Annotated in this window: 21 protein-coding genes and 1 pseudogene; 14 read left to right on the top strand and 8 right to left on the bottom strand. The window is 69.1% G+C overall.

The genetic code is table 11. From position 1 onward, the window contains the following. A pseudogene (locus tag ACXJKR_RS06370) lies at positions 1-297 on the top strand (DNA alkylation response protein); the annotation flags it as partial. On the opposite strand, the gene ACXJKR_RS06365 reads toward ACXJKR_RS06370, so the two are convergent. Continuing rightward, positions 294-1,067 (bottom strand): substrate-binding periplasmic protein, encoded by a 774-nt coding sequence (locus ACXJKR_RS06365; RefSeq protein ID WP_457321673.1) that lies wholly within the window; start codon positions 1,065-1,067, stop codon positions 294-296. The pseudogene ACXJKR_RS06370 and the gene ACXJKR_RS06365 sit on opposite strands and share 4 nt — an antisense overlap. 134 nt (positions 1,068-1,201) lie before the next feature. Between ACXJKR_RS06365 and ACXJKR_RS06360 the strand changes: the two genes are divergently transcribed. Further along, positions 1,202-1,393 carry a hypothetical protein gene (locus ACXJKR_RS06360; RefSeq protein WP_056204975.1) on the top strand — a complete coding sequence of 64 codons (192 nt, stop codon included), beginning with the start codon at positions 1,202-1,204 and terminating at the stop codon, positions 1,391-1,393. On the opposite strand, the gene ACXJKR_RS06355 is transcribed toward ACXJKR_RS06360, so the two are convergent. Further along, positions 1,387-2,037: a response regulator gene (locus tag ACXJKR_RS06355; protein WP_056204980.1), complete on the bottom strand. Its 651-nt coding sequence runs from the start codon at positions 2,035-2,037 to the stop codon at positions 1,387-1,389. The two genes, ACXJKR_RS06360 and ACXJKR_RS06355, sit on opposite strands and share 7 nt — an antisense overlap. 187 nt (positions 2,038-2,224) lie before the next feature. On the opposite strand from ACXJKR_RS06355, the gene ACXJKR_RS06350 reads away from it, so the two are divergent. The 4 genes from ACXJKR_RS06350 (at position 2,225) to ACXJKR_RS06335 (ending at position 5,130) form a co-directional block, all read left to right on the top strand. Further along, positions 2,225-2,554, top strand: coding sequence for a BON domain-containing protein (locus tag ACXJKR_RS06350; protein ID WP_056204983.1), 330 nt, complete (start codon positions 2,225-2,227; stop codon positions 2,552-2,554). Between the two features lie 134 nt (positions 2,555-2,688). Beyond that, on the top strand, positions 2,689-3,102 hold the full coding sequence (locus ACXJKR_RS06345) for a response regulator transcription factor (protein WP_056204985.1): 414 nt from the start codon (positions 2,689-2,691) through the stop codon (positions 3,100-3,102). Beyond that, complete coding sequence (locus tag ACXJKR_RS06340) at positions 3,065-4,534, top strand: CHASE3 domain-containing protein (protein ID WP_457321670.1); 1,470 nt, start codon at positions 3,065-3,067, stop codon at positions 4,532-4,534. The genes ACXJKR_RS06345 and ACXJKR_RS06340 overlap by 38 nt, the downstream gene beginning before the upstream one ends. Positions 4,535-4,656: 122 nt before the next feature. Continuing rightward, entirely contained in the window at positions 4,657-5,130 is a 474-nt protein-coding gene (locus tag ACXJKR_RS06335) for a hypothetical protein (protein ID WP_457321668.1), read from the top strand. Positions 5,131-5,132: 2 nt separating this feature from the next. On the opposite strand, the gene ACXJKR_RS06330 is transcribed toward ACXJKR_RS06335, so the two are convergent. Next, positions 5,133-7,691: an EAL domain-containing protein gene (locus tag ACXJKR_RS06330; RefSeq protein WP_457321666.1), complete on the bottom strand. Its 2,559-nt coding sequence runs from the start codon at positions 7,689-7,691 to the stop codon at positions 5,133-5,135. 212 nt (positions 7,692-7,903) lie between these two features. Between ACXJKR_RS06330 and ACXJKR_RS06325 the strand changes: the two genes are divergently transcribed. Beyond that, entirely contained in the window at positions 7,904-8,347 is a 444-nt protein-coding gene (locus ACXJKR_RS06325; protein WP_457321664.1) for a hypothetical protein, read from the top strand. Between the two features lie 502 nt (positions 8,348-8,849). Beyond that, a complete protein-coding gene (locus ACXJKR_RS06320; RefSeq protein WP_457321662.1) occupies positions 8,850-10,679 on the top strand; it encodes a hypothetical protein in 1,830 nt (609 codons plus the stop codon). A 495-nt stretch (positions 10,680-11,174) separates the two neighbouring features. Here ACXJKR_RS06320 and ACXJKR_RS06315 read toward each other — a convergent pair whose 3' ends face one another. Then, positions 11,175-12,584, bottom strand: a complete 1,410-nt coding sequence (locus tag ACXJKR_RS06315) for a M28 family metallopeptidase (RefSeq protein ID WP_056205000.1) — start codon at positions 12,582-12,584, stop codon at positions 11,175-11,177. Between the two features lie 63 nt (positions 12,585-12,647). On the opposite strand from ACXJKR_RS06315, the gene fusA reads away from it, so the two are divergent. After that, on the top strand, positions 12,648-14,711 hold the full coding sequence (fusA, locus tag ACXJKR_RS06310) for an elongation factor G (RefSeq protein WP_457321675.1): 2,064 nt from the start codon (positions 12,648-12,650) through the stop codon (positions 14,709-14,711). A 3-nt stretch (positions 14,712-14,714) separates the two neighbouring features. On the opposite strand, the gene ACXJKR_RS06305 is transcribed toward fusA, so the two are convergent. After that, positions 14,715-15,143, bottom strand: coding sequence for a nuclear transport factor 2 family protein (locus tag ACXJKR_RS06305; protein ID WP_056205004.1), 429 nt, complete (start codon positions 15,141-15,143; stop codon positions 14,715-14,717). A gap of 148 nt (positions 15,144-15,291) precedes the next feature. Here ACXJKR_RS06305 and ACXJKR_RS06300 point away from each other — a divergent pair, with 148 nt between their 5' ends. The 4 genes from ACXJKR_RS06300 to ACXJKR_RS06285 all read left to right on the top strand — a co-directional run bounded on the left by ACXJKR_RS06300 (position 15,292) and on the right by ACXJKR_RS06285 (position 17,723). Further along, entirely contained in the window at positions 15,292-15,858 is a 567-nt protein-coding gene (locus ACXJKR_RS06300) for a hypothetical protein (protein ID WP_457321659.1), read from the top strand. Between the two features lie 285 nt (positions 15,859-16,143). Beyond that, positions 16,144-16,335, top strand: coding sequence for a hypothetical protein (locus ACXJKR_RS06295; RefSeq protein ID WP_157256283.1), 192 nt, complete (start codon positions 16,144-16,146; stop codon positions 16,333-16,335). A 75-nt stretch (positions 16,336-16,410) separates the two neighbouring features. After that, positions 16,411-16,647: a hypothetical protein gene (locus ACXJKR_RS06290; protein ID WP_157282183.1), complete on the top strand. Its 237-nt coding sequence runs from the start codon at positions 16,411-16,413 to the stop codon at positions 16,645-16,647. Positions 16,648-16,880: 233 nt separating this feature from the next. Next, entirely contained in the window at positions 16,881-17,723 is an 843-nt protein-coding gene (locus tag ACXJKR_RS06285; protein WP_457321657.1) for an HDOD domain-containing protein, read from the top strand. A gap of 13 nt (positions 17,724-17,736) precedes the next feature. Here ACXJKR_RS06285 and ACXJKR_RS06280 read toward each other — a convergent pair whose 3' ends face one another. Together ACXJKR_RS06280 and ACXJKR_RS06275 are read right to left on the bottom strand one after the other, a co-directional pair. Next, positions 17,737-18,285, bottom strand: coding sequence for an RNA polymerase sigma factor (locus tag ACXJKR_RS06280; RefSeq protein WP_457321655.1), 549 nt, complete (start codon positions 18,283-18,285; stop codon positions 17,737-17,739). A 32-nt stretch (positions 18,286-18,317) separates the two neighbouring features. After that, positions 18,318-18,800, bottom strand: coding sequence for an Lrp/AsnC family transcriptional regulator (locus tag ACXJKR_RS06275; protein ID WP_056205021.1), 483 nt, complete (start codon positions 18,798-18,800; stop codon positions 18,318-18,320). Between the two features lie 120 nt (positions 18,801-18,920). Between ACXJKR_RS06275 and hppD the strand changes: the two genes are divergently transcribed. Next, positions 18,921-20,060: a 4-hydroxyphenylpyruvate dioxygenase gene (hppD, locus tag ACXJKR_RS06270; RefSeq protein ID WP_457321653.1), complete on the top strand. Its 1,140-nt coding sequence runs from the start codon at positions 18,921-18,923 to the stop codon at positions 20,058-20,060. Here the strand turns inward: hppD and ACXJKR_RS06265 are convergent. Next, positions 20,012-20,798 (bottom strand): esterase/lipase family protein (locus ACXJKR_RS06265; RefSeq protein WP_457321651.1); only part of this gene is annotated, 787 nt, incomplete at its 5' end. The genes hppD and ACXJKR_RS06265 overlap by 49 nt on opposite strands.

The raw sequence follows: 20,798 nt of genomic DNA, 5'->3' as shown, positions 1-20,798 counted from the left end.
GAGGTGGCCTTCGCACTGCTCGATGCGTTTGACGGGAGCACGGACGCCCCGGTGCGCGCCGAAGCCCAAAGCCTGCGGCGCCTGCTGACCGGCGACCCGGCGGCACTGGAAGCCCAGGCCCGYCGCGTTGCGCAAGGCCTGGTGTTGTGCGCCCAAGGCCTGCTGATGCGTGAGCAATCGTCCACCATTGCCGCGGACGCCTTCATCGCGACCCGCTTCGGCGGCGATGGCCGCCTTGTTGGCACGCTGGCCGTGCCGCAGGCGGCACAGATCCTCGACGCGGCGCTGGTTGGCTAGTCGCCGAGGTAGCGGCGCACGATGCTCGCCTGCGTGCCATCGCGCTCCAGCGCCTCGCTGGCTTCGCGGTAACGCTGCACCAGCGACGGATCGACCGAGCGCTTGCTGAACATCAGCTGAGCCGGCTCGTGGGGCACCACCACGGAGGTCGGCACGATGCGGCCGGCCAGGCCCAGCTCGCCCAGCTCCCAGCGCGCCGTCGCCTCGCTGGCCAGCACGCCATCGACGCGGCCGATCTCCAGCATCTGCCACAGGCTGCGGCGCGCCGACGCCTGGGTCAGCGTGGCGCGAAAGGCTGGGTCAGCGAGCAACTCGGCGTAGTCGGGGCCGTAGACCACCCCGATCTGCACGCCCAGCTTCAGGCCCTGCCGCCAGGCCTCTTTCAGCCGCGTCGCGCTGGCGAAGTCGGCCTCGCGACCGGCACGCACGAAGAGGCGGTTGGCCACGGCAATGTGCTGTTCGACCCACTGCGCATAGGCCTCGCGCTCGGGCCGGCGCAGCGCGCCGGGCAGCAGGTCCAGGCGGCCGGCCTGCAACTCGACCAGGGCGCGTGCCCAGGGCAACTCGACCCAGACCGCCCGGCATTGCATGCGTTCCAGCGTGCGCTCGACCAGTTCGGTCTGCATGCCGATGAGGTGGCCTTGCGCGTCACGCATGCTGTAGGGCGGATCAGGGTTCCAGCGCACGCGCAGCTCGCAGGCAGACGCCGGCAGGAAGGCAAGCGCCAGGCAGGTCAGGCTCAGGCGCAGCAGGGACAGAGGCGACAGCACGCCCGCATTCTGATCGAGACGGCGCAAGGCCCGTGCTTGTCAGCCAGCTCCGACAGGCCGCAGCGACACCCGCCGATACACGCCGCCCCCGCCCCTGGCGATGCTGGGCGCGCCAACTTCAGCCGGAACCTCCCATGACCATCGAAGCCTCGCTGCAGCACAACTCCCTGGCCGAATCCAGTCCGCACCGCCCCTTCTGGTCAGCGCTGACGCGCCTGTGGTCGCCGGCCGCCACCTCGAGCGAGGCCGAGCTGGGCTATGAATGCGCGCTGCCCTGGACCCTCGGCGAGGACGCGCCCAGGGACAGCGGCGAACCCCGCTACTGAATCAACCCGTTCTTCAGCGCGTAGTAGGTCAGATCGCTGTTGGTCGCCAGCTTGAGCTTCTCGAGCACGCGCGTGCGGTAGGTGCTGACGGTCTTGACGCTGAGGAACAGCGCCTCGGCGATATGGCCCACGGTCTCGCCCTGGGCCAGGCGCAGGAAGACCTGGAACTCGCGCTCCGACAGCGCCTCGTGCAGGGGCTTGTCGGGCGCATTGCCGGCGCTGCCGCCACCGACCACGCTGTCCGCCAGTTGCTCCGCCACCGCCGGGCTGATGTAGCGCCGGCCACGCGCCACCAGGCGGATGGCATTGGCGATTTCGTCGGGATCGCATTCCTTGTTGAGGTAGCCGCTGGCGCCCTGGCGCAGCAGCGTCGTCGCGTAATGCGCCTCAGGAAAGCCGCTGAGGATCAGCACCGGCAGTTCGGGGAATCGCGCCTTGATGGCGGCCAACGCGTCCACGCCGCTCTGGTCGGGCATGGAGATGTCCAGCAGCAGCACGTCGACCTCGCCGCCACGCGCCATCTCTAGGGCGTCGTGGCCACTGGCGCCTTCGCCCGTGACGCGCAGGTCGACGTGGTCGGACAGGAACTGGCGCAAGCCGGTGCGCACGATGGCGTGGTCGTCGACGATGCCGATACGGATCATGATGAACGCGGTGTTGAGGGATGGCCCAGCGTAGCAGTCCGCAAGGCGCGCCGCGATACCTTCAGTCCTACATCGACGCCGGCCGAGTCCGACAGGGGGCCGCGCTTCGGGACTATGCCGCCCGTGGTGGCGTGCCGCGATAGTGGCTCCAGCGGCTCCGTGAAGCCGCCATCCAAGGAGAACTGCAATGCTGAACAAGTCCATCCTCACTCTGGCCGTCGCCACCGCTCTCACGGCCACCCTGGCCGGCACCAGCGGCTGCGCCGTCACCCGCAACCAGGAAACCGTGGGCGCCTATGTTGATGACGCCGCGTTGACCACCCGCGTCAAGGGCAAGTTCGCCGCCGACCCGACCGTCAGCGCGATGGCCATCAGTGTCGAGACGCTGAAGGGCACGGTGCAACTGTCCGGCTTCGCCAAGTCGTACGAGGAAAAGGCCATGGCTGAGAAGCTGGCCCGCGAGACCTCCGGTGTCGTCGCCGTGCGCAATGACATCGCCGTGCGACACCCCAACTGAAGACCGCCGCTGAAGGACTTCCAAGGGAGTTTCCCTAGGAGAAGTCCTACAGCGCGATGCGCTGCCGGCACTGCCGGCCCGACGCGGAAGCGGTCCATACTTCAACCTCATCATCCTCGCGCCGCCGTCGGGCCATGCCAGCACTCAAAGCCTTCATCGTCGAAGACAGTCCGGTGATCCTTGAGAACCTGATTGCGACGCTTGAGGAACTGGCTCAGGTCGAAGTGGTGGGCTCGGTGGCCGATGAAGCCAGCGCGGTGCGCTGGATGAGCCGCGATCCCGACGGCAATGCCGATCTCTTCATCGTCGACGTCTTCCTGCGTTCCGGCACCGGCCTGGGCGTGCTGCAGGCCGCCCAGCAGCTCGGCATCCGGGCGCGGCGCGTCGTACTGACCAATTACGCCACCGAGGAAATGCGCCGGCGCTGCGCCAGCCTGGGCGCGGAACGGGTGTTTGACAAGAGCCGCGAGCTCGACGACCTCATCAGCTACTGCGCCGAACTGGCCGAACATGCCTCATCAGCGCGCCCTGCAGCCGCGGCCAGTTGAACGGCTGCCCGTGCTGCGTCATCTCGATCCCTGGCTGGAAGGCGCCAGCCGCAATCGCGGTCTGGCCGTCGGTTTCGCGGCACTGGCAGCAGCCGCCGTCATGGGCGTCAGCGAGGCCGCCTTCTGGGGTGCTGACGAGGCGCTGAACCAATCCCAGGCCCGCCACCAGGCGCGCAACGACGGCCTGCGCCTGCGCGAGTTGCTGACCGATGCCGAGACGGCGCAGCGCGGCTATCTGCTGACCGGGCGCGACGATTACCTCGCGCCAATCAAGCTGGCCGAGCAGGAGCTGCCCAATGTGTTGTCACGGCTGCGCGGCCAGTACGCCAGCTCCGAATGGGAGGCCCTGGTGGCCGACGCGAGCCGGCGTGCCAGCGAAAAACTCTCCGAACTGCAGCTGGTCGTCAAGCTTTACCGCGACGGGCAGGACACGGCCTGGCACGGGCTGGTCGAGTCCGACATCGGCCGCGAGAAGATGCAGGCGGTGCGCGACGCCGTCGGCCAGCTCGACCAGCACGAACTGACGCAGATTGCCACCGAGCGCGACGCCGTCGTGCGCTCGCTGAACTACGGCCGCATCGGCGTGCACGGGCTGACGCTGCTCAGCCTGTTCGGCCTGGCCATCTTTCTGCGCCGCAACGAGGCCCTGCATGCGGCCCGCCGTGAGCACGCCCAGGAGCTGGCGCTGGAACGCGACCGGCTGGACCGCGAGGTGGCCCGCCGCACCGCCGAGCTGACCGAGCTGGCCCACCACCTGCAGACGGTGCGCGAGGACGAGCGCGYCCATCTGGCCCGCGAGCTGCACGACGAGCTCGGTGCGCTGCTGACGGCCGCCAAGCTCGACGTGGCGCGCATCCGCCGCATGACGCGCACCGCGGCGCCCGAGATCGACGAGCGCCTCAAGCACATGAGCGAGCTGCTCGACCAGGGCATTGCGCTGAAGCGCCGCATCATCGAGGACCTGCGCCCATCGGCCCTGTCCAACCTCGGCCTCATCCCGGCGCTGGAGATCCTGACCCAGGAATTCGCGCAGCGCTCCGGCCTGCAGCTCAGCCTGGAGCTGATGGAGGCCCCCAGTGACGAGGCCAGCCGGCTGGCGATGTACCGCCTCGTGCAGGAGGCGCTGACCAATGTGCTGCGCCACGCCAAGGCCAAGCACGTGCGCGTCTCGCTGGCCGAATCGGATGGCTGGCTGCAGTTGCACATCCGCGACGATGGCCAGGGTTTCAACCCCGAAGCGGTGGGGGCCGGCCACCATGGCCTGCTGGGCATGCGCTACCGCATCGAAAGCCTGGGCGGCACGCTGCAGCTGCTGTCCGCGCCCGGCCGCGGCACGCTGGTGCTGGCGCGCCTGCCGATGCGCGAAGATCCAGAACCCGAGCCAGCCCCCGTGACCGCGCCCGGCGAACTGGGCAGCCCCAGCCCTTCCTGAAGTCCTACAGGCCAAGCCTGCCCGAGCCGACATGGCGCCGCATCGGGCGCACCCAAACTGCTCCCGGGCGCCGCACCGACAGAGCGCGCGGTAACCGTCTCAGACGCAGCCAGGAGGGCACCATGCAATTCCCGCGATCACCGCATGCCGAGGGCTGGCACACGCAGATGCCGGCACCGCCGGTACCCGACATGTCCATCATGTCGCGGGACGCCGACGCGCTGTCACCGCCCTTGCACAGCCGCCGCTTCCACGCAGCCGCCATGCTCGTCGCCATCGCGGCCCTCGGGGCCAGCGCCGGCGTGGACATGGTCGACGACCCGCGCCCGCTGGACGTGCAGCTGAGTGCCGTCATGCACAAGGCGGCGGACACCCTGCACGGCTGGCAGCAGCAGCTGTCGCGCGGCCTGCAGGTGTCGCTGCGCGCGGTCGCGGACGGGCGCGACAACAGTGCGCCGCCGGCCTCGATACCCGATGACGCCACCATCGTCGCCAAGGCCGAAGCGCCGGCCGTTGATGCCGACGACCGCGACCAGCCAGTGCGCGCCGACGTGGCGCCGCAGCCGCCCCGCGAGCCGCAGGCGACCGCCCGCTGAGTTCAGGCGGGCATCGTCTCTTCGGCCGCAACCAGCAGCTCAGCCAGTGGCTGGGGCCGGTGGAGCAGGAAACCCTGCACCTCGCCGACGCCCAGGCGCACCAACTCCAGCAGCACCTCGGGTGTCTCCACGCATTCCGCCACCGTCGTCAGGCCGAGCGTCCTGGCAACGTCGACAAAGCTGCGCACCGCCACCTGATCGAGCGGGTCGGTCATCAACGCGCGCACGAACTGGCCGTCGATCTTCAGCAGATCCACTGGCAGCGCCTTCAGATAGCTGTATGAGGAGGCGCCGGCGCCGAAATCGTCCAGCGCGATGCGCACACCCAGGGCCCGCATCTGCTGGATGAAGCTCGCCGCCTCGCCGAGCTGGGTGATGACGGCCGTCTCGGTGATTTCCAGGCACAAGGTCGCGGCACGCGTGGGACCTAGCGCCGTCAGCAGGGCTCGGGCTTCCTGGTGGTAGGCCGCATCCTGCAGCGTCAGGGCCGACACATTGATGGACAGCGACGCGACCTCCGGGGGGCCGCCGCGCTGCAGCAAGTCAACCGCCTGCCTCAAGACCCAGCGGTCCAGTCGCGGCGCGAGATGGAAGCGCTCGGCCGCCGGCATGAAGGCGCCGGGCAACACACGGCTGCCATCGCGCTCGCGCAGGCGCAACAGCAGCTCGCCGCGCAGCCGGCCATCGTCTTCACCCTGGGCCGGCAGCACACGCTGCAGGTCGAGCTCGAAGCGGTCCTCGTCCAGGGCCTGTTGCAGCCGCGTCGCCCAGCGGTGCTCGCTCTGGTGGGCGCGCAGCGTGGCGTCATCGGGCGCCCACAGTTGCACGCGGTTGCGGCCCTGCTCCTTGGCGATCATGCAGCAGGCATCGGCCTCGCGCATGGCGGCATCGGCATCGGGCCAGCGCCCATCCAGCGGGGCCACGCCGATGCTGGTGCCGATGCGAAACCGTTGCTCGCCGTGCACATAGCGGTACTGGTCCATCGCGTCGCACAGCTTCTGCGCCACGTGCAGGGCCTCGTCGAGCGAGCAGTTTTCCAGGATGGCCGCGAACTCGTCGCCACCCAGCCGGGCCACCGTGTCGCGGCCGCGAACGCCGGCCTCCAGGCGGCGGGCAACCTCGCGCAGCACCTCGTCGCCGGCGGCATGGCCGCAGTGGTCGTTGACGAGCTTGAAGCGATCGAGGTCGAAAGCCAGCAGCGCATGGTGGCTGCCATCGCGCTTGGCTCGCTCGAGCGTGCGCGCCAGGCGCTGGCCGAACTCGACGCGGTTGACAAGGCCAGTCAAGCCGTCATGGCTGGCGCGCCAGCGGATCTCGTCGAACTGGCGGCGCTGCTGGGTCACGTCGCGAAAGACCAGCACGGCGCCAAGCACGCGGCCGTCGGCATCGCGGATGGGGGCGACCGAGTCGTCCACGGCGCGCAGTTCGCCATCGCGGCTGAGCAACATGGCACCGGCAGACAGACGCGTCGGCCKGCCGGTGGCCAGGCAGCGCTGCACCGGGTCGGCCAAGGGCTCGCCGGTTTCCTCGCGCTGGGCCAGGAAGACATGGCTGGCCGGCTGGCCGCGCGCCTCGGCGGCAGACCAGCCCGTCAGCCGCTGGGCGACGGGGTTGAGCCAGGTCACGCGGCCCAGGGCATCGGTGGTCAGCACCGCATCGGCGATGGATTGCAGCGTGACCTCCAGCAGCTCATGCTGCTCCTGCAATTGCTGTTGCAAACGGCGAGCCTCGCTGACGTCCCAACAGACGCCCGACAAGCGCCGCGGCCGCCCGCCAGCATCGCGCARCACCCGGCCGGCGCTGCGCAGCACATGGACGCTGCCATCGGGCCAGCTGACCCGCCATTCGCCGTCCAGCTGGGGCCCGTCGCGCAGGGCCGCCCGCACGGCCATGACGGCGGCGCGGCGGTCCTCGGGATGCAGGCGCTTGCGCCAGTTCGCGAGGCTGGTGCGCTGGCCACGCGGCGGCTCGCCGTGCAAACGCCACATGGCGTCGTCCCAGGTGAGTTCGCCATGGCGAGAGTCCCGCAGGTCCAGATTCCAGACGCCAATGCCGCCGCTGTGGGTGGCCAGGGCCAGGCGCTCCAGCGTGCGCTCCAGCTCGGCACGCACCTTGGCGGGTTCACTGACGTCCTGCATGACGACACCGACACGCCGGCCGGTTTCGTCTTCGTCATGGCGACCAACCACGCGCAGCACGCGGTGCCCGTTCGGGCCGGTCTCGCACGGCAACTCGACATCCCAGCCCTCGCCGTCTGCCGCAGCGCGCTGCAGGGCCGCGTCCAACATGGCAGCACCATCGGGGCCGAAACGCTGCAACAGGGCTGCCAGCGTCGGTACCTGGCCAATGGGCAGGCCAAGCAACTCGCAGGCCGAGTCGGACACCGTCAGCTTCTCGGTGCCGGCCTGCCATTCCCAGGCGCCGACGCCAGCCAGGCGGCTGCAGCGCTCCAGGAAGCGCGCGTTCTGCGCCAGCGCGAGCTGCGCGGCTGACACCGAAGCGGCGAGCACATCCCGCGGTGCCTCGTCTGCGGGCACACCCGTCTGCTGGGGTTCGCTCATCGATGCTGCTCCGACGCAAAGACGGGCAAGCATCAAGCCCACAGGAGCGGGGCCGCGTCGGCAGGACGGGCAAGGACTTGTAGGACAGGGCCGCATCCACGCGGGCCTACCGCTTGTCCTACAAGCACCGCGGCGGCGCACTGACAACCACCTGCCCCGGCGGGGCGTTCACTGGGTGCAGCGGCACCGCCGCATTCCTCAGGAGAAATCCCATGACCACCCGTCGCAACCCCTTCGCACACTGGATCGCCCCGGCTCTGCTGGGCGTGGCTGCCATGGCGGCCCTGCCTGCCGCCCGGGCCGCGGACGTCGGCGTCTCCATCGGCTTCAGCCAACCGGGCGTGTACGGGCGCGTCGACATCGGCCGCTATCCGCAACCGGTGCTGCTGGCACCCCAGCCGGTCATCATCGGCCGCCCGGCCTACCGCGCCCAGCCGGTCTATCTGTGGGTGCCGCCCGAGCACCGCCACAACTGGCGCCGCCACTGCGGCTATTACGGCGCCTGCGGCGCACCGGTCTATTTCGTCGAGGACGGCTGGTACCGCCAGAACGTCGTCGTCTACCGTGACCGCGACGGGCGCCGTGACGACTGGCATRACCGCGGCCGTCACGACCGCGGCCACGGGCACGGGCACGGGCACGGCCACCGCGACTGATAGCTCGCAAAAGGCCACGCCGGACCTGCAGTTCCGGCCATCGCCAGCGGGCTCGGCGGCCTAAAGTCGGGTCAACCCTGACCGTTGTGCCGCTTGTGCGGCTGGCCGGATGCCCGACTCTGCTGACCTTTCTTTCCCAACCCCGCTGACCCCGCCGCCGGCCCCGCGCCGGGTCTCGGCCTATGCGTGGCCCATGGCCCTGGCTCTCGCCGCCTGCGGTGGTGGCGGCGGCTCCGCGCCCAGCGAAGCGCCCGGCCCGCCGCCGCCAGCGGCCACGCCCAGCCCGCTGCCCATGCCGGTCCCGGTCCCGGTGCCAACGCCCAGCCCCTCGCCAACGCCCAGCCCCTCGCCAACGCCCAGCCCGTCGCCAAGTCCTGCACCGGCGCCCAGCCCCGCGCCCAGCCCGAGCCCGAGCCCGTCGCCCGCTCCTTCGCCGACGCCGACACCGCCGCCCCCCCCGCCCCCCCCGCCGCCTCCTCCGCCTCCTCCGCCACCACCACCGGTGTCCGGCATCGTCGCGGCGGGGCTGGCGCTGAACAGCGCCACGGTGCGCGTGCTGGACGCGACCGGCAAGGCCATCGCCACCGGCAAACCCGTCACCGCCGCGACCGGTGCCTACGGCCCGATTGCACTGAGTGGCGACGGCCCCTTCCGCGTCGAGGCCTGTGGCAGCRTCGCCGACAAGCCAATCTGCCTTTGGGGTGTCACCAGCAGTGGCGGCACGCTGCATCTGACGCCACTGACCAGTGCCATCACCGTGCTGGCCAGTGACCAGGCTCCCGAGACGCTGATGACCGGCGCCGTGCAGGGCCTGGGCGACACCGCCCTGGCCGGCGCCCAGACCCGCCTGCGCGCAGCGCTCGCGCCAGCCCTGGCCGACGCAGGCCTGGCAAGCGACTTCGATCTGCTGGCTGGCGCGCTGACGGCCGGTTCGCACACCGGCTACGACCGCATGCTGGACACCGTCGCCGTCGGCCTGGGTGCCGACAGCAAGGCCTTCGTGACGCTGACGTCCCGCCTTGGGGCAGGCACCGCCTATCTGGAGACCAACACGACCCAGGGCAGCCTGGGCTTCGACGCCGCAGCGGCGGGGGTGGACCTCACAGGCCTGGATGCGCTGTTCACCAAGCTGATCACGGCCACGGCCAACATCAACAACTGCCAGAGCAAGTTGATCGGCCTGGAGTCCATCTTCGACGCGAATGCGCGTGCCAGCGTCGATGCGATCTCGGCCCCGTTCACTGGGGCCAAGGACGCGGCGCAGCTGGTCTGCCTGCGCATGAACGGCATCCTGGGCGAGGGCGAGGTCATGTTCGGCGGGAAGCTGCTGCGCTCCACGCTCGGCCGCTGCGACTTCGGTGTCGGTGACCCGCTGTGCCGCGTCGGCTTCGTCTATCAGAACGCCGCGGGCTTCCAGCGGCGCTTGGGGCTGGAGCAGGCCGCCGTGAAGCGCCCCTCCGGCTGGACCTTCCTTGGCAACCGCCTGGAGGTGCAGGCCACGGCCGCCGCCCGCCTGGTGCTGACGCGCCGCGTCGACAGCGCGGCACCGGACAGCTATGCGCGCTATCTGGATATCAGCATTCCCGCTATCAGCGCCAGCGGCGGGGGTGTGCTGCAGTGCGCCCGGGTCAGCCAGAAGGACGCGAGCGGTGCCGATGTGCCGCTGGCGCTGTTCAAGAAGGCCGGCGCTGGCGGCTATCTGAGCCTGTGGAGCGTCAGCAGCAGCGACGGCACACCCAGCCTCGATCCGCTCAGCGGAGCCACGCGCGGCAACAACATCGTCAGCCTGCCGGTGCCCGCGGGCGCTGCCGGCGACGCCGTGGCGCGCAATTTCGTACGCGCGGGCCGCAACCTGAAGATCGAGCTGTTCCAGGACGGCGCCTGCGGCACGCCGCTCGGCGGCCTGGATGGCGACAGCCTTGGCATTGAACTCGCCGGCCAGCTGCCCATCACGGCCGCCACCCAGAGCGGCCTGCCCTGGCCGGCGCTGGTGGCCAAGGCGGTCACCGACCTGACCGGGATGAAGGGCGCCGTCAACGCCAAGATCAGCTATGGCCCGACGTGGACCTTGCCGCGCGGCGACCTGCTGCCAGACCGCGCCCTGCTCTGCACCGACACGGCTTGCAACAGCAAACTGGCCGACCTGGAACTTGGCGTCACAGCCAAGGGCGCCYTCGCCACCGGCGCCTCGCTGAGTGCAACCGTGGGCAACACGGCCCTCAATGTCAACAGCTACAAGCTGCTGCGCATCATCGGCCGCATGCCTGATGGCCTGGTATTGCAGTTGGACAGCCAGTCCTGCTCGGCGCAGACCTCGGGGCTGCCCTGCTGAGCCAGGGCCTGTTAACACTACGGCAACGGGTCGCGTTGTGGCCAGAAAGGGCGCGAGCAAGGCGCAAAGCGGAGTCGGGTTGGACACCCGGCGAGCATTTGCAACGCCGCGCGCGGCATTTCTGGCCACAACCCGAAGGGAAGGCCCGCCGCCAGGGGCCACTCGGCGTTGCGCCACTGGCCCGCACATGAGTGCGGGCGGCGTGCCGCGCCTTGATTGGCCCTGGCGGCGGGCCTTCGCGACCCATTGCCGTAGTGTTAACAGGCCCTAAAAGAACGGGCGCGGCAGCCGGTGGACCGGCTGTCGCGCCCGAGCCATCACCGCCTCATCGCCGCGGCTCGACAGTGGACGGCCAGGGGCGACACGGGCAAGGCGGTCGTGCTCAATGCATAAGCCCTCGCGGTGGTGGCGGCTGAATATTCGTCCATCGCCACGCCCACCGCAGTAAGCAAGGGTTGCCTTTGGCGACCGGGCGTCAGCGTTCTTCAGCGCTATTCAGCGCCGTGGCAGCGGGTAGCTCGCCAGGCTGGCATAACCTTTCTTCGAGACTGACTGCACGCCGAAGACGACGTTGTCCTTGGACACCGGCAGCGTCGAGCGCGTGGCCCGGCCCACGTCCTTGAACTGCTGCCAGGCGGCCGAGTCGGTGTCGCGCCAGACGACGCGGTAGCCGGCCACCTCGGGGTCGTCGCTGGCCTGCCACTCCAGCGTCGAGTCGTTGGTCAGCTCGCGCGCATCCAGCTTCACGCCCTTGGGCGGCGCCGGCGCCCAGGCCAGCGTGGCCAGGCCGGCGAGGTTGGCGCGCGCCACATCGGCCACGTAGGCGAAGTCAACGAACTCGGGCAGGTCACCGAACACGACACCGTTTTCGGTCCTGGGGTTCTGGTGCTGGTGGGCGAAGTTCTCAAAGGGTTCGGAGAAGCGCACCGCCGCATAGCCACGCTCCAGGAAGGGGATGTGGTCACCGCCGCGCAGATAGCGGTCGCGGCGTTGGATGAGCTGGACCGTGAAGCCAGGCATGGCAGCCTCGGCGGCCGCCTTGAGGTGGCGGCCGAGCTGGTGGGTCGGCAGGTCCTCGTTGCCACCGGCCTGCAGCAACGGCAGCAGCTCGGCCTGCATGGCAGCGACGGACCTGACGTCGGCGTCGCTGGCGGGGCGGTTGGCGTTGGCGGCGGTCAGCAGGCGCACCAGCGGGTCGAGGCCGTCGGCAAACAGGCGCAGGCGTTTGGGGTCGGCCTGGCCCGCGTCGCCGCGCGAGCTGCCGACGATGTCGTTGGTGATCATGGCCTCGACATTGGTGCCCGCAGCACGTGCCTCGCGTGCCCATTGCGCGGCGCCCAGCAGCCCCTGCTCCTCACCCGGCACTGCCATGAAGACGAGGGTCGCGTCGAACTGGCGCCCAGCCATCACGCAGGCGAGCTCCATGACCGCAGCCGTGCCGGAGGCGTCGTCGTTGGCGCCGGGCGCCTCGCCCAGGGAATCCATGACGTCGCTGTTGCGCGAGTCGTAGTGGCCGCTGACGACGAGGACGCGGCTCTTCGACGCACCGCGGCCCGGCAGCGTGGCGACGACATTCACCAGCTCGGTCGCCTGCGGCACGCGGTTGCCGGCCGGCTCGATGAAGCTCTGCTCCTCCACCTGCAGCCGCCCGCCGGCGAGCCTGGAGCAGTTGGACAGCTCCGCCGTGATCCAGCGGCGCGCGGCACCGATGCCGCGGGTGTCGGAGGCGATGTCGGACAGCGTATGGCGCGTGCCAAAGGCCACCAGCCGGCGGATACGCGACTCGATGCGGGCCGGGCTGACTTCGGCCAGCATGGCCTTCAGCTCGTCGGCCGGCGCAGACTGGGCCTGGGCCGTGGCGGCGAGCAGGGGGAAGAGTATGAGGGCGGTCAATCGGGCTTGCATGCAAACGATTCTGCCCTTGCYGGGTTGGCCGCGTTCTTCTACTCTGCCAACGCCACTGAGGAGATTCCGATGAGCGAGACGAGCCTGGATTCGCGAGTGAGCACCATCCGAACGGTCGCGCTGGTGGGGCCGGCGGCGGCCGGCAAGACGCTGTTGCTGGACGCATTGCTGGCCCATGCCGGCGCCATCCCGCAGGCCGGCAGCATCGAGCGCGGCAGCACGGTGAGCGACCATGACCCGTTGGAGCGGCGCCTGGGCCATTCGCTGCAATCCAGCCTCGCCCACTTCACCCATGGCGGCATCCGCGTGCACGCCATCGACACGCCTGGTGCGCCGGACTTCGTCGGCCAGGCCCTGCCGGCGCTGGAGGCGGCGGACACCGCCATCGTCGTCATCAACGCCCAGAACGGCATCGAGCTGATGGCCCAGCGCTTGCTGGCTGCCGCCGCTGAGCGCGGGCTGACACGCCTCATCGTCGTCAACAAGATCGACTGTCCCGACACCGACCTGCCCGGGCTGCTCGCCCAGATCCGCGAGGTGTTTGGCAAGGAGTGCCTGCCACTGAACTTGCCGGCCAGCGGCGCCAAGCGCGTCGCCGACTGTTTCTTCGCGGCGTCCGGGGACGCCGATTTTTCGTCCGTGGCCGAAGCGCACCGGGCCCTGGTCGAGCAGGTCGTCGAGGTCGATGCGGCATTCGTGGACCGCTACCTGACCGACGGCGACGTCGACCCGCGCGAGCTGCATGCGCCGCTGGAGCAGGCGTTGCGCGAAGGGCATCTGATCCCGGTCTGCTTCTGCTCAGCCAAGACCGGCGCCGGCATTGGCGAACTGCTGTCGGCGATCGAAGCCTTGATGCCGAACCCGGCCGAGGGCAACCCGCCCCCTTTTCTGGAAGGCAAGGGCACGGAGCCCACGCCCTACCCCGCCCGGCCCGACCCAGCCGGCCATGTGCTGGCCCATATCTTCAAGATCGTCGCCGACCCCTACCTCGGCAAGATGGGCGTCATGCGCGTGCATCAGGGCCGCGTCGCCAAGGGCGGCCTGCTCTTCGTCGGCCATGCGCGCAAGCCCATCCGCGTCGCACACCTCTTCATGTTGCAGGGCGCCAAGCATGTCGACATTGACGAGGCTTTGCCGGGTGACCTCTGCGCCATTGCCAAGGTGGAAGACCTCGCCTTTGACGCCGTGCTGCATGACGCGCAAGAGGACGAGCACATCTACCTGAAGCCGCTGGATTTCCCCACCCCGGTGCACGGCCTGGCCATCAGCCCCGCGCGCCGCGGCGATGAGCAGAAGCTCTGGGAGGTGCTGGCCCGGCTGGTGGAGGAAGACCCCTGCCTGCGCATCGAACAGGCCGGTGAAACGCACCAGACGCTGGTCTACGGCCTGGGTGAACTGCATCTGCGCCTTCTGCTGGAGCGACTGCGCGAGCTCTACAAGAGCGAAGTCCTCACCGAGCCGCCGCGCATCGCCTACCGCGAGACGATCTCGGCGCCGGCCGAAGGCCACTACCGCCACAAGAAGCAGAGCGGCGGCGCGGGCCAGTTCGGCGAGGTCTATCTGCGCGTCGAGCCGCTGGAGCGCGGCGCCGGCTTCGAGTTCGTCGACGCGGTGAAGGGTGGCACCATTCCGGGCCAGTTCATGCCGGCCGTCGAAAAAGGCGTGCGCTCGGCGTTGGCCAGCGGCGTCATTGCCGGCTATCCGCTGGTGGACCTGCGCGTGGTCGTCTATGACGGCAAGCACCATTCCGTGGACAGCAAGGAAATCGCTTTCGTCACCGCCGGCCGCCGCGCGCTGATCGAGGCCGTGCGCGAGGCCCGGCCGCTGATCCTGGAACCCATCGTGCAGGTCGAGATCACGGCGCCCGAGCACGGCATCGGCGACATCACCGGCGACCTCGCCTCACGCCGCGGTCAGGTCAACGGCACGCGCTCCGCCGTGCCGGGCAGCCTCATCGTGCAGGGCCTGGCACCGCTGGCCGAACTGGCCAGCTACCAGACGCGGCTGAACGCGATGACGGCAGGCGAAGGGCGCTACACGCTGCTGCTGTCGCACTACGAGCCGGTGCCGCCGAACACGCAGGCCGCCCTCGTCGGCGCTTACAAGGCGCACGACGAAGGGGACTGAGCTTCAGTGCTTGGCCTTGGCGGTGGTCTTCCTGGCCGGCTTGGCCTTGGCGTCCACCTCGGTCTCCGTGTGCATGACACACAACCATTCGCCATCCTTGCGCAGCCAGACGGACGAGTCGGCCATCTCCTGCTCCTTCTCCTCCGACTTGCCGCGAGGCGCGATGGCCTGCTTGACTCGATAGGTCAGCACGGCGGTGTCGTCGTTCGGGTGCATGACCTGCATGTCGCTGAACTCGAACGATCTGATGACCATCGGGCCTTCTTCCGCCATGTGCTTGTACTGCTTGCGATCGAACTGCATGGCGCCGTGTGAACTCACCATCAGCGCCGGTTCGTCCAGCAGCGCCACTGCGGTGTCGGTGTCTTCGTCCACCATCGACTGCCAGAACTTCTTCTCCAGCGCGATGAGGGTGCTGTCTGCGGTATGCATGCCAATCTCCTTTGACGGCCTAAAACCTCAATATGGGTGCAGCCTGGCGGGCATTCAGTAGGAGTTGCCGGCTCAGCCGGGTCGGAACCGTCCTACGACCCGGGATCGCGCAGAAGTGAAGGTGAAGATCCATTTATCATTGCGGCCCATGCCCAGCGCCCCCCGCGACGTCGCGCAGATCCGATTGGACAACGCGATGCGGCTGTTCGAAGAGTTCGTCAGCGCCACCGTCAAGAATGCCGATGCCGCCACCCTGCGTGGCCTGGAAAGGCGTTTCGCCGAGAGGCTGCAGATCCAGCCCAGCTACTGGAGCCAGATCAAGGGCCGCTCGCGCCAGATCGGCGAGCGCCTGGCGCGGCAGTTCGAGCAGCTCTGTCACAAGGCGCCGGGTTGGATGGACATCGAGCACGGTGCAATGGCCACTGCCGAGGCACCGGCCATGCCCGCTGTAGCAGCGCCTGCGGCAAGCGACTCGCCCAGCATGCCCCGAGATGACGACGAGCGCTTCATCATCGGCCTGGTGCTGACCTACTACCGCCGCCACCCGCAGCGCGCCCGCACGCGGCTGCTGGATCTGCTCGGCGAGGTGCTGACGCCCTCGACCACACCGGCACCCGTGCCGGTGAAGGCGGCCGCGCCCAGTCCGCAGGCCGAGCTCGACGAGTGGCGCAAGCTGCAGGCGCGCGTCGCGCCGCTGAAGGCCAAGAAGCGCTGATCCTTCCGCGCATCCATCACTGGACGGCCGGTACTACTCACGTTAGGGGTGTTGGATAAAAACCGCTTGCGCAAGAGCAACGTTTGTTTATCATTTGCGCAAGTTGTGGCGTGTTGCAGTTCTCCCGTCACAGCGAGGTCGCACACCCAAGCCCTCTGACCGCCCGGCCCGCTTGCCTCGAGCGCAAGCCCCGGGCCCCAACTCATCCATGCAAACGCAGGCGCCACCCCGGGCCGAGCCGCCGCATTGCCCGCCGCCCACGTGCGGCCCCAACCGGAGCACGCCATGCCCCAATTCACCTCCCCGCGTCCCCTGCAGATCAAAGCGCTCAAACCGCGCAATCCGCTGGTGGCACCGGCCATGCAACGCCAGGCCGGCGCCCACCGAAGCGCGCACGACGCCCATGCCCAGCGCCAGCAAGCCCGCCTCGAATTGCGACGCCTGCTGCGCGACCGCTTCCCCGACGACAGCCCCTGACCACAGCGCGCCGCCTGCCCCTCAGCCATGACCGATCCATGTCATGAGGGCCGGCCCGGCGCCAAGGAGACCCTCATGAGATTGATCGAGTTGAGCGGCCCCGATGCCGCCGAAACCCACGCCGCCTGGGCCCGCCGCTGGACCCGCGTCAAGCGCGCGGCCCGTGCCATCCGGTTGGTGTTCTCGCCGGCCTACCGCCGGCGCCGTGCCCGCAACCATCTGGAGTTCTACGCCGAAGCCGGCGCGCCTGAAGGCGCGCTCTACGTCGATGGCCAGCTGACCGCCCGGCTGGAAGGCGTGCGCAGGCTGTAGAAAGTCGCCCCTCGTTTGCTCTTGCTCCGGCTGAACGCCGGCAAGTGCGAACGGTCCCCCGAGGGGACGGCGATGCTTGCCGTATTGACCGGCAAGCACATCGCCAGCCGGGCCGGCTTGGGAGCGGCCCGGCGCTCGCCCCGAGATAGGGGTGCCGTCAAAGCTGAAATGGTTGGCAAAACGGGGCCGCCTCCGACGAGCAGGCGGCCCCGCCCAGGCCTAGCATCGGCCCCATGTCCGACCGCCTCTGCCTGACCGCGCCACTCCATAGCCTGGAGGCCTGGGTGGACGCCTTTGCGCGGGCCGAGATCCCCGTACTGGCCGAGACGGCCGAGTCGCTTGAGCACATGCGCGCGACCGAGGACGACGTCGACGCCCACGGCCTGGGAGAAATGATCGCCACCGACCCGCTGATGACGCTGAAGGTGCTGGCCCATGCCAGTGAGCGGCGGCGCGGCAGCACTTCCGGGCTCAGGGCCGACGCCGAAACAGTGACCGCTGCCATCGTGCTGATGGGCATCACCCCCTTTTTCCGCGACTTCGGTCCGCAGCCGACGCTCGAGCTGGTGCTGGCTGATAACGACGAGGCCCTGCTCGGGCTGTCACGTGTCATGCAGCGCGCCGAACGTGCCTCGCGCTTCGCGCTGGGCTTTGCGGCCCACCGGGCCGACCCAGATGCCGCCGTCATCCACAGCGCCGCCTTGCTGCATGACTTCGCCGAGATGCTGCTGTGGGTACATGCGCCCGTGCTGGCGCTGAAGATCGCCGCCTTGCAGGACGCCGACCGGCATCTGCGCAGCACGGCTGCCCAGCGCCAGGTGCTGGGCATTGAACTGGCCGAACTGGAGCAGGCCCTGATGCGACGCTGGCATCTGCCGGACTTGCTCGCGCGCATCACCAGCGAGAAAGACGGCCGCAACCCGCAGGTGCGCTGCGTGCACCTGGCTGTGCGGCTGGCGCGGCACACGGCGCGGGGCTGGGATGACGCGGGCGTGCCGGATGATCTGCACGACATCGCCGAACTGCTCAACCTCAGCGAAGCGCACGCCCTCAAGCTGCTTCACGAATTCGACTGACGCCAACGCCGGGCTATTCCCTTCTCCCCTGAAAGTTCGGCCGCCGCACATTCCCGGCCATCAGGCCGCGCAGCCTCGTGCGACCGCGCGACAGCCGCGACATCACGGTGCCAACGGGAATGCCGAGGGCCGCGGCGATCTCGGCATAGGCCATGCCGTTGACGGCCAGCAGCAGCAGCACCTCGCGCTGCTCCACCGGCAAGGTCGCCAGGGCCTTGTGCAGGTCGCGCAGAGCCAGGCGTTCGGACTGCGCTGCAGCGACGGGGATGTCCAGCACCTGCCTGTCGAGGTCCACCACATCCAGCCGGCCACGGCGCAAAGCGTCGACGTGCAGGTTGTGCATGATGCTGAACAGCCAGCCGCGCATGTCGCCCACGCCCTGCCAGAGCCCGGCGCGCGACCAGGCGCGCTCCAGCGTGTCCTGCACGAGATCATCAGCGTCCTCGCGGTTGCGCCGCAGCGACCGCGCATAGCGGTGCAGCCGGGGCAGCCAGCCCAGCACCAGGCCGACGTCGGGCAGCGACGCGCCAGGGCGGGAACGGTACCGGTCGACCGTGGTCATGGCCGGTGAATGCCACCGGCCGGCGCACAGGTTCAAACCGGTACAGCGGTCGTGTTCTTCAGCCGTTCCAGCACGAAGCTGGTCTTGCAGTCCTGCACGCTGGGGTGCATCAGCAGCGTGTCGCTGATGAAGCGGGCGTAGTGCTGCATGTCCTGCACCAGCACGCGCAGCAGATAGTCCATTTCGCCCGTCAGCGCCGCGCACTCGACCACCTCGGGCCAGGTCTGCACGGCAGCGCGGAAGAGGTCGCGCGGATTGCGCAGCGGGTTGTCGGTCTGCTTCTCCAGCCTGACATTGATATAGGCCGTCAGGCCCAGGCCGATGCGCGCCGGCGCCACCAGCGCGACATAGCCGGCGATCACACCGGCCTCCTCCAGGCGACGCACGCGGCGCAGCACGGCGGAAGACGACAGCCCAGCCTCGCCGGCCAGCGTGTCATAGGTGAGGCGGCCATCCTGCTGCAGCGCGCGCAGAATGCGGCGGTCAATGGCGTCGAGCTCGATGGCGGCTTCCATGGCCGTGATTTTGCAGGTTTCCTGCGCCGATGGCCGAGTCCGCGCCGAAGAATGCATGAAACCTGCGCGAACCGCGCCGCAGAATTTTCGTTTTCAAGCATCACGCCGCTGGAGACTTTCATGGCCAAGTTCACCCCCTGGGACAACCCGATGGGCACCGATGGTTTCGAGTTCATCGAGTTCGCCGCGCCCGATCCGGCGGGCCTGGGCAAGCTGTTCGAGACCATGGGTTTCAAGGCCGTCGCCAAGCACCGCCACAAGAGCGTGACGCTGTACCGCCAGGGTGGCGTCAACTTCATCATCAACGCCGAGAGCGATTCCTTCGCGCAGCGCTTCGCGCGCCTGCAYGGCCCGTCCATCTGCGCCATCGCCTTTCGCGTGCAGGACGCCGGCCATGCCTACAAACGCGCGCTGGAGCTGGGCGCCTGGGGCTTCGACAACAAGGCCGGCCCGATGGAGCTGAACATCCCCGCCATCAAGGGCATCGGCGACTCGCTGATCTATTTCGTCGACCGCTGGCAAGGCAAGGGCGGCGCGGGCGCCGGTGCCATCGGCAATATCTCGATCTATGACGTGGACTTCGTGCCGCTGCTGGACGCCAACGACCAGCCGGTCGACCCCAACCCGGTGGGCCACGGCCTGACCGAGATCGACCACCTGACGCACAACGTCTTCCGCGGCCGCATGAAGGAATGGTCGGAGTTCTACGAGCGCTTCTTCAACTTCCGCGAGGTGCGCTACTTCGACATCGAGGGCAAGCTGACCGGCCTGAAGAGCAAGGCCATGACCAGCCCCTGCGGCAAGATCCGCATCCCGATCAATGAAAGCTCGGACGACAAGAGCCAGATCGCCGAGTACCTGGACCTGTACCACGGCGAGGGCATCCAGCACGTGGCGCTGGGTACGACCGACATCTACGGCACGGTCGAGGGCATGAAGAGCACCGGCGTGCAGTTCCAGGACACCATCGAGACCTATTTCGACCTCATCGACAAGCGCCTGCCGGGCCACGGCGAGAACGTGGACGAACTGCGCCGCCTGCGCATCCTCATCGACGGCGCCACCCACCTGGGCGTGGACAACGAGCTGCTGCTGCAGATCTTCACCAAGGAAGTCATCGGTCCGATCTTCTTCGAACTCATCCAGCGCAAGGGCAACGAGGGTTTCGGCGAAGGCAACTTCAAGGCCTTGTTCGAGAGCATCGAACTGGATCAGATCCGCCGCGGTGTGCTGAAGGACGAGCCCGCCAAGGCCGTCTGAAGACACTGCCAGGCCTCGTCCGAGTGGACGAGGCCCATGTGGCCGACGCCATCGAGCCGGTGCGCCCGCGCGCCGGCCAGGATCGCCCGCTCCGCCGGATTGACGATCTGGTCACAGGGCGTCCAAAAGCAGTCAACGTCAGGCAGACCCGGCAGCGCCGCCAGCCAGGCATTGCCCAGGCGCATCTGCTGCGTGTTGACGCCCAGACCAAGCGCTGCCATGCGCGTGCCCTGGTGGGGTGAACCCAGCGTGATGACATGCGGCGCCTCATGCCCCGCGCCGAAGCGGCGCCACCAAGCCCGCAGCGCCAGGCCACCCATGCTGTGCGCGCAGAGGATGGGCATGCGCCCCGTGTGCGCCTTGAGCTTCTGCACGCCGGCTTCGATCTCCTCCGCATAGACATCGATGCTGCCGAAAGCCGGCTCCAGCGAAGGCGCGACGAAAGCGACACCTTGCTCGCGCAGGCGCTCCATCCAGCCGTTCCAGCGGCCACGATTGCAGGAAAAACCGTGCACCAGCAACACGCCCTGCCCGGCGCCCGCCGGCAGATGATCCGCTTCGGCCCATTCGCGCCAGGGCTGGCGCCATGAGAAGGCCAACTCGCTGGCGACGACTTCCCGGGCCCAGGCGCGAAGCAGTTGCCCCCAGGCCGGTGCGGGCCGGTTCACCCAGCGCAATTGCAGGAATCCCCCCGCCAGAATGAGCGCATGCAGGCCCAGCGTCAGCAGCCCCCAGCCC

This window comes from Roseateles sp. P5_E11, from assembly GCF_054049355.1.
Note: the sequence above shows the minus strand (reverse complement) of the source record. Positions and strands in the feature narration are given on the sequence as shown.